12 protein-coding genes and 4 tRNA genes are annotated in these 14,815 nt (G+C 70.0%); 5 read left to right on the top strand and 11 right to left on the bottom strand.

The genetic code is table 11. The features are described from left to right. Nucleotides 1–69: 69 nt before the first annotated feature. Both ACWD35_RS05035 and ACWD35_RS05030 read right to left on the bottom strand, forming a co-directional pair. On the bottom strand, nt 70–327 hold the full coding sequence (locus tag ACWD35_RS05035; protein ID WP_451349757.1) for a DUF3073 domain-containing protein: 258 nt from the start codon (nt 325–327) through the stop codon (nt 70–72). A gap of 286 nt (nt 328–613) precedes the next feature. Then, complete coding sequence (locus ACWD35_RS05030) at nt 614–1,708, bottom strand: Leu/Phe/Val dehydrogenase (RefSeq protein ID WP_451349756.1); 1,095 nt, start codon at nt 1,706–1,708, stop codon at nt 614–616. Between the two features lie 201 nt (nt 1,709–1,909). Here ACWD35_RS05030 and ACWD35_RS05025 point away from each other — a divergent pair, with 201 nt between their 5' ends. Together ACWD35_RS05025 and bldC are read left to right on the top strand one after the other, a co-directional pair. Beyond that, complete coding sequence (locus ACWD35_RS05025; RefSeq protein ID WP_451349755.1) at nt 1,910–2,752, top strand: hypothetical protein; 843 nt, start codon at nt 1,910–1,912, stop codon at nt 2,750–2,752. Between the two features lie 528 nt (nt 2,753–3,280). Continuing rightward, nucleotides 3,281–3,487, top strand: coding sequence for a developmental transcriptional regulator BldC (gene bldC, locus ACWD35_RS05020; protein WP_003949541.1), 207 nt, complete (start codon nt 3,281–3,283; stop codon nt 3,485–3,487). Nucleotides 3,488–3,931: 444 nt separating this feature from the next. Here bldC and ACWD35_RS05015 read toward each other — a convergent pair whose 3' ends face one another. The 9 genes from ACWD35_RS05015 to ACWD35_RS04975 all read right to left on the bottom strand — a co-directional run bounded on the left by ACWD35_RS05015 (nt 3,932) and on the right by ACWD35_RS04975 (nt 11,137). After that, complete coding sequence (locus tag ACWD35_RS05015; protein ID WP_451349754.1) at nt 3,932–4,126, bottom strand: DUF6274 family protein; 195 nt, start codon at nt 4,124–4,126, stop codon at nt 3,932–3,934. A 276-nt stretch (nt 4,127–4,402) separates the two neighbouring features. After that, nucleotides 4,403–4,477 (bottom strand) — tRNA-Asp (locus tag ACWD35_RS05010). 96 nt (nt 4,478–4,573) lie between these two features. Beyond that, nucleotides 4,574–8,530: an ATP-dependent RNA helicase HrpA gene (hrpA, locus tag ACWD35_RS05005; RefSeq protein ID WP_451349753.1), complete on the bottom strand. Its 3,957-nt coding sequence runs from the start codon at nt 8,528–8,530 to the stop codon at nt 4,574–4,576. A 69-nt stretch (nt 8,531–8,599) separates the two neighbouring features. Continuing rightward, entirely contained in the window at nt 8,600–8,935 is a 336-nt protein-coding gene (locus tag ACWD35_RS05000; protein ID WP_451349752.1) for a hypothetical protein, read from the bottom strand. Further along, on the bottom strand, nt 8,932–9,123 hold the full coding sequence (locus ACWD35_RS04995) for a DivIVA domain-containing protein (protein WP_451349751.1): 192 nt from the start codon (nt 9,121–9,123) through the stop codon (nt 8,932–8,934). Before ACWD35_RS04995 ends, ACWD35_RS05000 begins: the two co-directional genes overlap by 4 nt. A gap of 86 nt (nt 9,124–9,209) precedes the next feature. Then, nucleotides 9,210–9,283 (bottom strand) — tRNA-Phe (locus ACWD35_RS04990). 24 nt (nt 9,284–9,307) lie between these two features. Next, a tRNA-Asp gene (locus ACWD35_RS04985) sits at nt 9,308–9,382 on the bottom strand. A gap of 36 nt (nt 9,383–9,418) precedes the next feature. Then, nucleotides 9,419–9,491 (bottom strand) — tRNA-Glu (locus ACWD35_RS04980). A gap of 80 nt (nt 9,492–9,571) precedes the next feature. Further along, complete coding sequence (locus ACWD35_RS04975; protein WP_451349750.1) at nt 9,572–11,137, bottom strand: metallophosphoesterase family protein; 1,566 nt, start codon at nt 11,135–11,137, stop codon at nt 9,572–9,574. 60 nt (nt 11,138–11,197) lie between these two features. Here ACWD35_RS04975 and ACWD35_RS04970 point away from each other — a divergent pair, with 60 nt between their 5' ends. From ACWD35_RS04970 to ACWD35_RS04960, 3 genes are all read left to right on the top strand, one after another. Further along, nucleotides 11,198–11,548: a metallopeptidase family protein gene (locus ACWD35_RS04970; protein ID WP_451349749.1), complete on the top strand. Its 351-nt coding sequence runs from the start codon at nt 11,198–11,200 to the stop codon at nt 11,546–11,548. A gap of 99 nt (nt 11,549–11,647) precedes the next feature. Then, complete coding sequence (locus tag ACWD35_RS04965) at nt 11,648–12,172, top strand: hypothetical protein (protein ID WP_451349748.1); 525 nt, start codon at nt 11,648–11,650, stop codon at nt 12,170–12,172. A gap of 270 nt (nt 12,173–12,442) precedes the next feature. Then, nucleotides 12,443–14,641, top strand: coding sequence for a DEAD/DEAH box helicase (locus ACWD35_RS04960; protein WP_451349747.1), 2,199 nt, complete (start codon nt 12,443–12,445; stop codon nt 14,639–14,641). The last annotated feature ends 174 nt before the right edge of the window (nt 14,642–14,815 follow it).

Below are 14,815 nucleotides of genomic sequence, written 5' to 3'. Positions count from 1 at the left end.
CGCCGACCGTGCGGACAGCACAGAAACCGGTCGGTGGCTCTGCCACCGACCGGACTGGTCACTGCAAGGTCAAGCGCCGCGACGGTGCTGTTGGTGAGGATCGTTGTCGTCCTCTTCCTCGTCGTCGTCCTCGTAGAGGTCGGCGTAACGAGAGTAGAGATCGTCCTCGTCGTTCTCATCGTCCTCGAACGGCTCGCCGTTCGGCGGCTGGTTCGAAGACGATGCGCCCAGTTCACTGGCCAGACGTGACAGGTCAGTCCCACCGCTGTTGTACTTCAGCTGGCGGGCGACCTTTGTCTGCTTGGCCTTGGCCCGGCCGCGCCCCATGGCTCGACCCCCTCGGTGACGGGGCTCGACGGCCCCAGAGTCTGACACGCGTTCATGATCCGGAACGGACTCTCCGCGGAGAGGCCGGTCCGTAGGGCTTCCACGGTACCTGAGCCCGCGCCCATACGGTACGTCGCCCGCACTACGCGCGTGTGCACAGGACCGCCAAGGCGCCCTGTCCTTGCTGGTCAGTGCCGATTTTAACCACTTCTTGGGGGCCGACCCGCCGGTGGAAGTGAGAGTTCTCTCTAAGTTCCCGCCGGCGGGTACCGCTCAGCTGTGCGAATCAGCGCGCGGCGCGGGCCTCCGCCATGCGCTGCTCGGCGATCCGGTCGGCCGCGGCGGCCGGCGGAATCCCGTCTCCCTTCGCACGTGCGAAGATCGCCAACGTGGTGTCGAAGATCTTCGCGGCCTTCGCCTTGCACCGGTCGAAGTCGAACCCGTGCAGTTCGTCGGCGACCTGGATGACGCCGCCCGCGTTCACCACGTAGTCCGGCGCGTAGAGGATCCCGCGGTCGGCGAGGTCCTTCTCCACACCCGGATGGGCGAGCTGGTTGTTGGCCGCGCCGCAGACCACCTTGGCGGTGAGCACCGGCACGGTGTCGTCGTTCAGGGCACCGCCCAGGGCGCAGGGGGCGTAGATGTCGAGCCCCTCGACGCGGATCAGGGCGTCGGTGTCGGCGACGGCCGTGACCTCCGGGTGCTGGTCGAGGATCCGCTGCACGGCGTCCGCACGCACGTCGGTGATCACGACCTCGGCACCCTCGTCGAGCAGGTGCCGGACCAGGTGGTGGCCGACCTTGCCGACGCCCGCGATGCCGACCTTGCGACCGCGCAGCGAGGGGTCGCCCCACAGCTGCTGGGCGGAGGCGCGCATGCCCTGGTAGACACCGAAGGAGGTGAGCACCGAGGAGTCGCCGGCGCCGCCGTTCTCGGGGGAGCGGCCGGTGGTCCAGCGGCACTCGCGGGCCACGATGTCCATGTCGGCGACGTAGGTGCCGACGTCGCACGCGGTGACGTAGCGCCCGCCGAGCGAGGCGACCATGCGCCCGTAGGCGAGGAGCAGTTCCTCGGTCTTGTCGAGCTCCGGGTCGCCGATGATCACGGCCTTGCCGCCGCCGAGCTCCAGGCCGGCCATGGCGTTCTTGTACGACATTCCGCGCGAGAGGTTGAGGGCGTCGGCGATGGCCTCCGCCTCGGTCGCGTAGGGGTAGAAGCGCGTGCCGCCGAGGGCGGGGCCCAGGGCGGTGGAGTGGATGGCGATCACGGCCTTGAGGCCGCTGGCGCGGTCCTGGCAGAGCACGACCTGCTCATGGCCGCCCTGGTCCGAGTGGAACAGGGTGTGCAGGACGTCGGCAGGTGCGCCAGTTACGTCGGTCACTGTGGTGACTCCTGAGTAAGTAGCGGCGGGTGGGGAGCGGCTCCCGTACAGGTGGCGGGGGGCCGTGGCATGAGCGTAGAGCCTGCGGTCACCCGCCATGGGCCCAGTGTTCAGGATCACCCTCGCGAGCCGCTTGTGCACGCATGACCGTGGCACGATCTGCAGTGGTTGAGCGGCGGGTCCGATGGGGAGGGAGCAGGCGTGCCCAAGGTGTCCTCGGTGATCGTCCCCTATGCCGCGTACCTGCGCGTCTATGAGCCGCTGGCCGCCTTCCCGGAGCCGGAGCGCACCCACTGGGCGCGCTACGCGCGCCGCGCCGACCGCCCCTCGTACCAGGACGAACTGCGCCGTTCCCTCGCCGACTTGCTGCCCACCCCGCCGATCGCGGTGCCGGTGCACGAGAGCGGCGACGCCTTCGTGCTGGAGATCGACGGGGTGGTCTGTGTGTGCCCCTGGCGGACCCGGCTGCGCGGCTGGCTGGCGCTGGACGACCTCACCGCGGAGCTGCCGCCGCTGCTGCTGGACGCGGTGCTGCCGGAGGTGGTCCGCAACCAGGCCGCACAGGACTACGAGCGCTGGCTCGCCCGGAACCCGGACGCCCGCCCGTGGATCCGCACCGCGACCTGGCAGGTGCCGCTGAACTGGTTCGTGCTGGTCTCCGACGAGGAGCGCCGGTACGAGAAGGGGACCGGCGAGGTGCCGCCGCTGCTGCGGTACCGCACGCCGATGGTGCAGGCCCGGCGGCGGGTGGCGCGGGCGCTGCGCACGCTGAAGGACACGGTCGGGGAAGGGCCGCTGATCGACGGCCTGGTGGACGTCGGCCGCTGGCTGGAGGAGTTCCACCCGCGCGCGCTCGTGGAGCTGGACTACGGCGGCCTGGTGCACGTGGTGCCGGCCGGCGAACTGGAGGACGACCACTCGGCGGCGGATGTGGCCGCCGGCATCGAGGCGTTGCGCCAGGGCGACGGCACGGCCGCGGGGGAGGCGTACGCGCGGCTGGTGGAGCGGTGGCGGGCGGTGCGGGACCTGCGTTCCGCGAACTGAGTCGCGTTGAGTGACGTACGTCACGGTCGAAATGGCATCGAACGACGTACCGTCTACGCACTTAGACCACCTGACGGGACGTTGGTTCCGATCCGGGCTTTTGCCTCAAGGGTGATGGACGGCACTTACGCGGCTCTTGCGCCTCTTGCCGCCCCTCATGCCAAAATAGGACAAGGGGCCCGGGGAGGGTTCCCTCCGCCCAACTATGCTCAACTATGGGTGGAATCTCAGCATTGCACGCTTTGGGGGGTCTGGTGCCTCCTGATCGCCCTGTGACTGATCGTCACAGTGGCGTGACTGTCCGCTATGGCATGGTCCATCGGCTTCCGTCGCTGATGAACACCTGGGAGGGCAATTCCATCGGTTTGGCCGACGCGGCTGGACAGATGGTGTAGTTGTAGTGCCGAGGACAAGCCGTTCGTCCTATAACCGACTCGACTCGCGTCCGCCATTTCGGGCAACGCGGGTCAAGGTGCAGAATTTAGAGGAAAGAACCGAGAAGGTTCGGTTCTCCCGAGGAGGCCGCTCATGACCGCTCGCACCCCTGATGCCGAGCCGCTGCTGACCCCGGCTGAGGTCGCCACCATGTTCCGCGTCGACCCCAAGACGGTCACGCGGTGGGCGAAGGCCGGCAAGCTCACGTCCATCCGTACGCTCGGCGGGCACCGCCGCTACCGCGAGGCCGAGGTCCGCGCTCTGCTCGCGGGTATCCCGCAGCAGCGCAGCGAGGCCTGAACAACCGAATAACCGGGCAAAGCGGCTGGTCCCCCATCCGGCCGAGGCGCCCGAAACCCTAGCTCCAAGCGACGCGGGAACTGCCCCAACAGGACCCACGCCCGAGCCGAACAAGACTTTCAAGGCAAGCGACACAGGGTGCGTCGTCGATCGCGCTGGACTCCGCCGGGTCCAGCGCGATCTTTTTGTGTGCCGGGCCCGCGCGTTGGGCGTGTGTGCTGGTGACGGGAGTGACGGGTGTGGCAGGGGATGCTGTGGGCGCCCGTGCAATTGCACATATTAAATTGACCTGTTGTAGGGCAGGGGTAAAACTGGGAGTTTCAAAAACTGGTTCGGTGACTCCCGTCACATGACCGGCGCCTTGCTGCCTCCGCCTGAGGTGCGCTAGTGGAACCACGCATTCCAGCGTCCCACGCACACAAGGGTGTTGGGGCCGCCGTCCGCTCACGCGCCACGCGGACTCTCGTCCCCGCCGGCCTCCCCCTCGGGGTGCTCCGGGGCGTGCGGGACCGAGTCCATCGCCAGCCGCTGCAGGTGATGGCAGATCGGGCAGTGGCGGGTCAGGTGCCGATAGGACGAGGCGGCCGACAGATGGGCCCTCAGAAGCGCCCGCGTCTCATGCCTGACCGATGCCGCCATACGCCACCTCCGGGGGCCGCACAGGGGGACGGGGGCCTGGTTTCTAGGTACCGAGCGAACGTGCCACCGTCAACCCTGAGAACGGCTGCGTCGGGAACAGCAGAAGGGCCCCCGATTCGGGGGCCCTTCTTTCTGTGCGGTCCTGACGGGATTTGCCCCTGTCCGATTGCGGCTCCGCCGCGGGCGCGGCCTCCACCTCGACCTCGGCAGGGTGGCGGGCAGGCTGGTGATGACAAGTGCAAGGCCCCCATCCAATTATGGATGGGGGCCTCTCTGCGGTCCTGACGGGATTTGAACCCGCGGCCTCCACCTTGACAGGGTGGCGAGCACTCCAAACTGCTCCACAGGACCAGGTTTCGCGGCGCTCGGCTTGCTGCGTTGCGCTGCGAGAAGGACTGTACAGGAGGGTGAGGGTCCTGGTCGAACTCACCCCCTGTACACGGGCGATTACGGGACGACCGCGTCGATCGCCTTCACGATCCGCTTGTCCGAGACGGGGTACGCCGTGCCCAGCGCGTGGGCGAAATAGCTGACCCGCAGTTCCTCGATCATCCAGCGGATGTCCAGCACCTGCTGCGGCACCGGCCGCCCCTGCGGCAGCTGTTCCAGGAGCCAGGCGTACTCGTCCTGCATCTCGTGGACCTTCTCCATGCGGGTGGTGTCCCGCTGGACCCCGGTCGGCATCTGCTGCAGGCGCCGGTCGGCGGCCACCAGATAGCGCATCAGGTCGGGCAGGCGGCGTATCCCCGCCCACGTCACGAAACCGGGCTTCACAAGGGCGTCCAGCTGCTTGCGGACGTCCGTGAGGTTCGCCAGCAGCGCGGGGCTGCGCACGGCCTTCAGGCGGCGCTCACAGGCCTGCCAGGCCGCCAGGACCTGCTGCACCTGGGCGACCGTACGGACCGTCGTGTCCACGATCTCCGCGCGCACCTTGTCGTACAGCTTCCGGTACGACTCCTCGTCCCACACCGGCCCGCCGAAGTCCGCGATCAGCTTGTCCGCCGCCGCCATCGCACAGTCGTCGAACAGCGCCTGGATCGAGCCGTGCGGGTTCGAGGACAGGGCGAGCTTCTGGGCGTTCGTCAGCTTCTCCGAGGCGAACTTCGCCGGGTTCACCGGGATGTTGCGCAGGATCAGCCGGCGCGTGCCCTTCCACATGGCTTCCGCCTGCTCCGCCTCCGTGTCGAAGAGGCGTACGGAGACCGTGTCGCCGTCGTCCACCAGCGCCGGGTACGCCTTCACCGGCTGCCCGGCCCGGCGCGTCTCGAAGACCCGGGTGAGGGTCCCGATCGTCCAGTCGGTCAGGCCCTTGCGCTCCAGGGACTCCCCGCCCTGGCGTTCAGCGGTCGCTGCCGCCGCCTGGGAGAGGGCCTGCCTCGCCTTCGGCTTCAGGCGCAGCTTCAGCGCCTCCAGGTCCTTGTCCTCCGCGAGCTTGCGGCGCCGCTCGTCGACGATCCGGAAGGTGATCCGGAGGTGGTCGGGGACCCGCGCCCAGTCGAAGTCGTCCGCCTCGAAGGGCACGCCGACCATGCGCTTCAGTTCCCGCGCCATCGTCACCGTCAGCGGCTCCTGAAGGGGCACCGCCTTCTCCAGGAACGACTTCGCGTAGTTCGGCGCGGGCACGTAGTTACGGCGGATGGGCTTGGGGAGGGAGCGGATCAGCTCGGTGACCAGTTCCTCCCTCAGGCCCGGGATCTGCCAGTCGAAGCCCTCGTCGGTGACCTGGTTGAGGACCTGGAGCGGGACGTGGACCGTCACACCGTCCGCGTCCGCGCCCGGCTCGAACTGGTACGTCACCCGGAACTTGAGCTGCCCCTGCCGCCAGCTGTCCGGATAGTCGGCCTTGGTGACCGCCTCCGCCGACTCCCGGATGAGCATCTCCCGCTCGAAGTCCAGGAAGTCCGGCTGCTCGTGCCGCTTCCGCTTCCACCAGGAGTCGAAGTGGGCGCCGGAGACGACATGTTCGGGCACCCGCTGGTCGTAGAAGTCGAAGAGCGTCTCGTCGTCCACGACGATGTTCCGGCGGCGGGCCCGGTGCTCCAGCTCCTCGACCTCGCTGAGGAGCTTCCGGTTGTCCGCGTAGAACTTGTGGTGCGTACGCCAGTCGCCCTCGACCAGCGCGTTGCGGATGAACAGCTCGCGCGAGACCGCGGGGTCGATCCGGCCGTAGTTCACCTTGCGCTGGGCGACGATCGGGACGCCGTACAGCGTCACCTTCTCGTACGCCATGACGGCCGCCTGGTCCTTCTCCCAGTGCGGCTCGCTGTACGTCCGCTTGAGGAGGTGGCCGGCCAGCGGCTCGACCCACTCGGGCTCGACCTTGGCGTTGACCCGCGCCCACAGCCGGCTCGTCTCCACCAGCTCCGCCGACATCACGAACCGGGGCTGCTTCCTGAACAGCGCCGAGCCCGGGAAGATCGCGAACTTGGCGCTGCGGGCGCCCAGGTACTCGTTCTTGCTGCCGTCCTTCACGTCCTTCATCCCGATGTGGGAGAGGAGGCCGGCGAGGAGGGAGACATGCACGCGGTCGGCGGGGGCGTCAGTACCCGCCGAAGGCTCCTCGATGTGGATGCCCATCTGCTTGGCGACCGTACGCAGCTGGGTGTAGATGTCCTGCCACTCACGGATGCGCAGGAAGTTCAGGTACTCCTGCTTGCACATCCGGCGGAAGGAGCTGGAACCCCGTTCCTTCTGCTGCTCGCGGATGTACCGCCACAGGTTCAGGTACGCCAGGAAGTCGCTGGTCTCGTCCTTGAAGCGGGCGTGCTGCTGGTCGGCCTGGGCCTGCTTCTCGGCCGGGCGCTCGCGCGGGTCCTGGATGGACAGCGCGGCGGCGATGACCATGACCTCGCGGACACAGCCGTTCTTGTCGGCCTCCAGGACCATGCGGGCCAGGCGGGGGTCGACGGGCAGCTGCGCCAGCTTGCGGCCGGTGTCGGTGAGGCGCTTGCGCGGGTCCTTCTGGGCCGGGTCCAGCGCGTGCAGCTCCTGGAGCAGCTGGACGCCGTCGCGGATGTTGCGGTGGTCCGGCGGGTCGATGAAGGGGAACTTCTCGATGTCGCCGAGGCCGGCCGCGGTCATCTGCAGGATGACGGAGGCGAGGTTCGTCCGCAGGATCTCGGGGTCCGTGAACTCCGGGCGGGCGAGGAAGTCGTCCTCGGAGTAGAGCCGGATGCAGATGCCGTCGCTGGTACGGCCCGAGCGGCCCTTGCGCTGGTTGGCGCTGGCCTGCGAGATCGCCTCGATGGGCAGCCGCTGGACCTTGGTGCGGTGGCTGTAGCGGCTGATGCGGGCGAAGCCGGGGTCGATGACGTACTTGATCCCGGGGACCGTCAGGGAGGTCTCGGCGACGTTGGTCGCCAGAACGATCCTGCGTCCGGTGTGCGGCTGGAAGACCCGGTGCTGCTCGGCGTGGGAGAGCCGGGCGTAGAGCGGCAGGACCTCGGTGAACCGGTACTTCTTCTTGTCCAGGGCGTCCGCGGTGTCCCGGATCTCCCGCTCCCCGGAGAGGAAGACGAGGATGTCGCCCTTCCCCTCCGCCATCAGCTCCTCGACGGCGTCGGTGATGGCGGTGATCTGGTCCCGGTCGACGTCCTCGGAGTCCTCTTCGAGGAGCGGCCGGTAACGGACCTCGACCGGATAGGTACGCCCGCTGACCTCGACGATCGGGGCATCGCCGAAGTGCCGGGAGAAGCGCTCGGGGTCGATGGTCGCGGAGGTGATGACCACCTTGAGGTCGGGCCTGCGCGGCAGCAGCTGCGCGAGGTATCCGAGCAGGAAGTCGATGTTGAGGGACCGCTCGTGGGCCTCGTCGATGATGATCGTGTCGTAGGCGCGCAGCTCGCGGTCGGTCTGGATCTCGGCGAGCAGGATGCCGTCCGTCATCAGCTTGATGAAGGTGGCGTCCGGGTTGACCTGGTCGGTGAAGCGGACCTTCCAGCCGACGGCCTCGCCGAGGGGCGTCCGCAGCTCCTCCGCCACGCGCTCGGCGACGGTCCGGGCGGCGATACGGCGGGGCTGGGTGTGCCCGATCATGCCGCGCACGCCGCGGCCCAGCTCCATGCAGATCTTCGGGATCTGCGTGGTCTTTCCGGACCCGGTCTCACCGGCGACGATGACGACCTGGTGATCGCGGATGGCCTCGGCGATCACGTCCTTCTTCTGGCTGACGGGCAGCTGCTCGGGGTACGTGATGGCGGGCACGCGGGTGCGGCGCCCCTCCATCTGTGCCTCGGCCCTGCCGACCTCGCCCTCGATCTCGGCGAGGACGGTGGCACGGGCCTCCGGCTTGCGGATCTTGCGCGCACCTTCGAGCCGCCTGCCGAGCCGGTGCGCGTCGCGCAGCGACAGTTCGGTCAGGCGGGAGGCGAGGGTGCCGAGGGCGGGGGCGGGATGCGTAGACATACGCGTTCCAGGATCTCACCTCAGGGAAATCACTGGCGAACGATTTGCTCCCGGCCCGTCGGCCGGGGCTTACGGGGTCCGCTGGGCGGGCGGTGCGTGCCCCTGCGGCGGAGGCGGCACGTGCTGGTGCTGCTGCCGTGCCGATGTGTCGCCGAGGGCGATCGACTTGACGGTGTTGGAGACGGCCTTGATGCCCAGGTAGGCGGTGGTCATGCTGCTCACGGCGGTGAAGGCGGCGGTCAGCACGCCGACGATCACGGACCTGTCCCCGTGGAGCCGCCACACGCCGAAGATCGCGACCCCGGCGATGGCGAGATTGCTGACGACGACCGCCAGCAGCCCGTACCGGGCCCTGTCCTTCTCCAGATCGGTGTCCCGATTGGCCCTGGTCTCGTCCCGGCTCATCGTCCCCCGCCTCGCAGCTCCGCGACACGTACGTCCACCTGCGTACGGTCATACCCGCGCCGGACGATATCGAAAGCAGGCGGCGCCTCGGGTGCCGTTCCTGCGGCGAGCTGTGACAGGTAGGCGTCCACCTGCGCGCGGTCGTAACCCCGGCGGACGATCTCGAAGCCGCGGAAGTCCTCTGCCATCACTACCCCCCGTGCCGAAACTTCGTGCCGAAACTTCGTGCCTATACGGCGAAGGCCCCGTTCGGATGAACGGGGCCTTCTGGTTGTGGCTGGGGCCGGGGTCGAACCGGCGACCTATCGCTTTTCAGGCGATCGCTCGTACCAACTGAGCTACCCAGCCACGAGGTTTCACGTGAAACCTCAGCGGTCCTGACGGGATTTGAACCCGCGGCCTCCACCTTGACAGGGTGGCGAGCACTCCAAACTGCTCCACAGGACCAAGCTTTCGTACGACAGTGTCGCACAAGGTGGTGCGTGCCCCCAACGGGATTCGAACCCGTGCTACCGCCTTGAAAGGGCGGCGTCCTAGGCCGCTAGACGATGAGGGCTATCGGCCCGCCTGGGCGCTTCTCAGCGCGTCGGGGACGTGAGAAGCATATGGGATGGCGGGGAGGATCGCCAAAACGGTTTACGGCCCCGATGGCGAAGGCGGGGCGGGGGGTCGGGTCGCGCCTGGCAGGTTCTCCTCCGGGAGGTGGCGGCTGACCTCGGCTGTCGTCAGGCCCAGGCCGCCCAGTCTGATCTCGTCCCAGGCCTGGAGGCGGCGGGTGTCGCGGTCGAAGTAGAGGATCGAGGCCTCGATCGGGTCCGGGTACGTGCCCTCCACCGCACGCAGCCCGCTGCCGCCCGTCGAACCCTCCATCCGCAGCCGGGTGCCGTACCGCAGCATCTCGGTGCCCTGGTGGTGCAAATGGCCGCACAGGACCAGCGGCACCGTGCCGTCCGTCTCGCGCGCCGCCGACGGTTCGTGGGCGATCGCCACGTCCACCGGGGTCCCTGCCGCCCGCTGGTCCCGCAGGGCGGTGTCCAGGCGGTCGCCCGCCAGCTCCTCGGCCGCGTTCCCGCCGGGGGGCACCGAGCGGTCCGGGGTGTACTGCGGGTCGCCCATGCCCGCGAAGCGCAGGCCCGCGACCGTCTCCGCCCGGCCGTCGTCCAGGACGTGCACGTTCCTCATGCGCGCCAGGTAGCGCTGGGTGGTCGTCGAGTCGTGGTTGCCCCGGACCCAGACGTACGGCACGCCCAGGTCCGCGACGGGGTCCAGGAAGCCGTTCTCCGCCGCCGCGCCGTGATCCATCGTGTCGCCGGAGTCGACGATCACGTCCACCTTGTACTGCTCCACGAGCGAGCCGATGATCTTCCAGCTCGCCGGGTTGAGATGGATGTCCGACACGTGCAGGACCCGGATGGTGCTCGGGTCCGGCTGGTAGGCCGGGAGCGTGGACGTGACGTCGTACAGCTTCGTCACGTTCGTCACCAGGCGGGCCAACTCCTTCTGGTAGACGTCGAATTCGGTGACGATGCTGCGCGCGTTGCCGATCAGGGACGGCGCCGAGGACAGCAGCCCGGAGTACCGCGGCTCCAGGACCGACGCCGGGTTCCAGGTGGCGTACGCCGACGCGCCCGAGGCGGCCAGGAGCGCGAAAGCCAGTCCGCCGGCCGCGAGCGCCCGGCGCGGGCGGCGGTAGACGGCCAGACCGAGGGCCGTCGCGCCGGAGACGACGGCGACGCAGGAGCGTACGGCCAGGTCGAGCGTGCCGTGCTCCACGTCCCGGGCGACCTCGTCCTGGAGGCCGGAGAGCCGTTCGGGGTGGTCGACCAGGGCCTGGGAGCGCAGCGGGTCGAGCTGGTCGACGTTGACGTCCAGCCGGACCGGGGCGACATGGCTGTCCAGGGTCAGCGCGCCCAGCGGGGAGACGTTGATCCTCGTGCCCCCGGTGAGGGAGGGGCGCAGCGCCATGGTCGTGTTCATGGGGCCGACCGGCGCCCGTACGTTCCCGACGATCAGCAGGCCCAGCCAGGCGCCGGCGAGGACCACCGCGGTCAGGCCCAGCGCGCTCGGCCAGGGGCGGGCGTGGGCGGCCGGCTCCAGGTCCGGGAGGCCGCCCGCAGGGCGCCTGAGGGGCCGGGTCCCGCGGTTCGGGGGCCGGATCCGGTTCAGCAGGCTGCGCAGGGCTGCGAGGGAGACGCGGGCCATTGGTCGCGTATGCCCAAGTCCCGCGGTGGATATGCGGCATCCGTACCGGACAATGGCCCTGTGCTGGAGATGACGCGCGAGGAGTTCGAGGAACTGGTCGCCGAGGCGCTCGACCGGATTCCGCCGGAGCTGACACGGCTGATGGACAACGTCGCGGTGTTCGTCGAGGACGAACCGCCCGCCGAGGACCCCGAGCTGCTCGGGCTCTACGAAGGGACCCCGCTGACGGAGCGCGGCGAGTGGTACGCCGGTGTCCTGCCGGACCGGATCACCATCTACCGGGGGCCGACGCTGCGGATGTGCGACAGCCGGGAGGACGTCGTCGCCGAGACCGAGGTGACCGTGGTCCACGAGATCGCCCACCACTTCGGCATCGGTGACGCGCGGCTGCATGCGCTGGGGTACGGGTGAGGCGACCCGGGTGCGCGATGCTGGCGGGGCGCGTGTCCTCTTGCGGGCGGCGGGAGTTGAGGAGGTTGAATCCTCTCCTTGCCTCCGGAGGTGGCCGCCGTGCGCCCCTTGTACGTACCCGCCCGTCTCGCCGTCGCGGTACTGGCCGTCGCCACTGCCGCAGGCTGCGTGAACGTGGGTGATGACGCCGGCGGGCCCAAGCCCCCGCACTCGTCGGGGCAGCACGGCGGGGTGGCGCCGGACGGTGGCCCGGTCGGCGGCGGAGGGGGTCCCGGGGGCGGCGGGGCGGACGACGGCAAGCACGAGCACGGCGGGAAGCGGAAGCCCGGGGAGCCGGCCTCCGCCTCGGCGAGCCCGTCGGGGACGGACAGCGCGTCGGCGGCCTCCGGGAAGCCGGGGAAGCCGAAGTCGGGGAAGCCCGTCCAGCCGGGGGATCCGACACCGGCCCAGCCCGACCCGACGCCGCCGCCCTCCTCCACCCCGCCCCCCGAGCCGCCCGCGCCCACCCCGCCCCCGGCCAGCACGGAGCCGCCGTCGGCCGAGCCGTCCTCCTCGGCCCACGAGGCGACGGGACCGCAGCTGGTCGAGCGGGAGCCGGCGCCCGTGGCGGGCGTCCCGGCGTGAGCGGGCGGGCGCGCCGACGCAGGAGGGCGGGCGTGCCGGCCTGCGGAGTGAAGGAAGTCTCACCTGTGGACGGGGGATCGGGTTTGCCTTCGGGGGTGGTGGGTGCGTATGGTGGTAGATCGTTTGATCCCATTTGCCCGGCGCCACCGCAGAGCGCGCCGTGTGGCGCGTACTCTCCTTTGCCGTGGCGGACCGCATTGAGGCGGTCGTATGCGAAGCACGGAGTTGACGGGCGCGTGCCGAAGAGACTCCGGAAGGTTTCGCATACGCATGTCCGTGTCCAGTACTGATCAGATCGTCATGCCCGAGAACGACAACGAGCTCGTGGACGTGACGACCGAGGTCACCGAGGTCACCGAGGCCGTCGAGGCCGCTGACACCACCCCCCAGATCACCTTCGCCGACCTCGGCCTGCCCGAGGGTGTCGTGCGCAAGCTCGCACAGAACGGCGTGACCACCCCCTTCCCGATCCAGGCCGCGACCATCCCGGACGCCCTGGCCGGCAAGGACATCCTCGGCCGTGGCCGCACCGGCTCCGGCAAGACCCTCTCCTTCGGTCTGCCGACCCTGGCCCAGCTGGCCGGCGGCCGTACCGAGAAGAAGCGGCCCCGCGCCGTCATCCTCACCCCGACCCGCGAGCTGGCCATGCAGGTCGCCGACGCCCTCCAGCCGTACGGCGACGTCGTCGGCCTGAAGATGAAGGTCGTCTGCGGCGGTACGTCGATGGGCAACCAGATCTACGCCCTGGAGCGCGGCGTCGACATCCTCGTCGCCACCCCGGGCCGTCTGCGCGACATCATCAACCGCGGCGCCTGCTCCCTGGAGGACGTGCAGATCACCGTCCTCGACGAGGCCGACCAGATGTCCGACCTGGGCTTCCTGCCCGAGGTCACCGAGCTGCTCGACCAGGTCCCCGCGGGCGGCCAGCGCATGCTCTTCTCCGCCACCATGGAGAACGAGATCCAGACCCTCGTCGACCGCTACCTGAACAGCCCCGTCTCGCACGAGGTGGACGCGGCCCAGGGTGCGGTGACGACCATGTCCCACCACATCCTCATCGTGAAGCCCAAGGACAAGGCGCCGGTCACGGCCGCGATCGCCTCCCGCAAGGGCCGCACGATCATCTTCGTCCGCACCCAGCTGGGCGCCGACCGCGTCGCCGAGCAGCTGCGCGAGGCGGGCGTGAAGGCCGACGCGCTGCACGGCGGCATGACCCAGGGCGCCCGCACGCGCACGCTGGCCGACTTCAAGGACGGTTACGTCAACGTCCTCGTCGCGACGGACGTGGCGGCGCGCGGTATCCACGTGGACGGCATCGACCTGGTCCTGAACGTGGACCCGGCCGGCGACCACAAGGACTACCTGCACCGCGCGGGCCGCACCGCGCGTGCCGGTCGTACGGGCACGGTCGTCTCCCTGTCCCTGCCGCACCAGCGGCGCCAGATCTTCCGCCTGATGGAGGACGCGGGCGTCGACGCCGGCCGCCACATCATCCAGGGCGGCGCCGCCTTCGACCCGGAGGTCGCCGAGATCACCGGCGCCCGCTCCATGACCGAGGTCCAGTCCGAGTCCGCCGCCAACGCCGCCCAGCAGGCCGAGCGCGAGGTCACCCAGCTCACCAAGCAGCTGGAGCGCGCCCAGCGCCGCGCCGCCGAGCTGCGCGAGGAGGCCGACCGGCTGGTCGCCCGGGTCGCCCGCGAGCGCGGCGAGGACCCGGAGGCCGCGGTGGCCGAGGCCCAGGCGTCCGCGGCGGAGGCCGTGACCGAGGCGTCCGTGGCGGAGGAGCCGGCCGAGCGCGAGGAGCGTCCGGCGGCTGAGGGGTCGTACGAGCGCCGGGAGCGGCGCGGCTTCGAGCGCCGCGAGGACCGTGGCGGTGACCGTGGTGGCCGTGGCTTCGAGCGCCGTGACGACCGTGGCGGTGACCGTGGTGGCCGTGGCTTCGAGCGCCGCGACGACCGCCGTCCGTTCGACCGTGACCGCGACCGCGGTTTCGAGCGTCGTGACGACCGCGGTGGCCGTGGTTTCGAGCGTCGTGACGACCGCCGTCCGTTCGACCGTGACCGCGACCGTGGTTTCGAGCGTCGTGACGACCGTGGTGGCCGTGGTTTCGAGCGCCGTGACGACCGTGGCGGTGACCGTGGTGGCCGTGGCTTCGAGCGTCGTGACGACCGCCGTCCGTTCGACCGTGACCGGGACCGCGACCGTGGTTTCGAGCGTCGTGACGACCGGGCCGGCGACCGGGGCGGTGACCGTGGCGGTGACCGTGGCGGTGACCGTGGCGGTTTCCGCCGGGACGAGCGCGGTGGGCACCGGGGCAGCGACCGGCCGTTCAACCGCGACCGCCGTGACGACCGTCCGGGCTTCCGCTCCGGCGGCCACGAGCGCCCCTACGGCCGTCGTGACGACCACCGCGGCTCCGGCTCCTTCGGCCGCCGCGAGGACAAGCCGCGCTGGAAGCGCAACGGCTGACGCCGAGTGACCTGACAAGGGCCCGTACGACTCCGGTCGTACGGGCCCTTCCCCGTCCCCGGGCCGGGAGCGGCGGGACAGAAATGGCTTTCTCCACGCTGGAAAAGGCCTACCGAAGCCTGTGTGACGGTTGTTAGCATCCCATCGCTTGCGTGGCGGAGCGTGGCCGAGGGG

This window comes from Streptomyces sp. NPDC002671 (genome assembly GCF_053592475.1).
The sequence above is the reverse complement of the archived record's forward strand: the minus strand, read 5'-3'. Positions and strand labels throughout refer to the sequence as shown.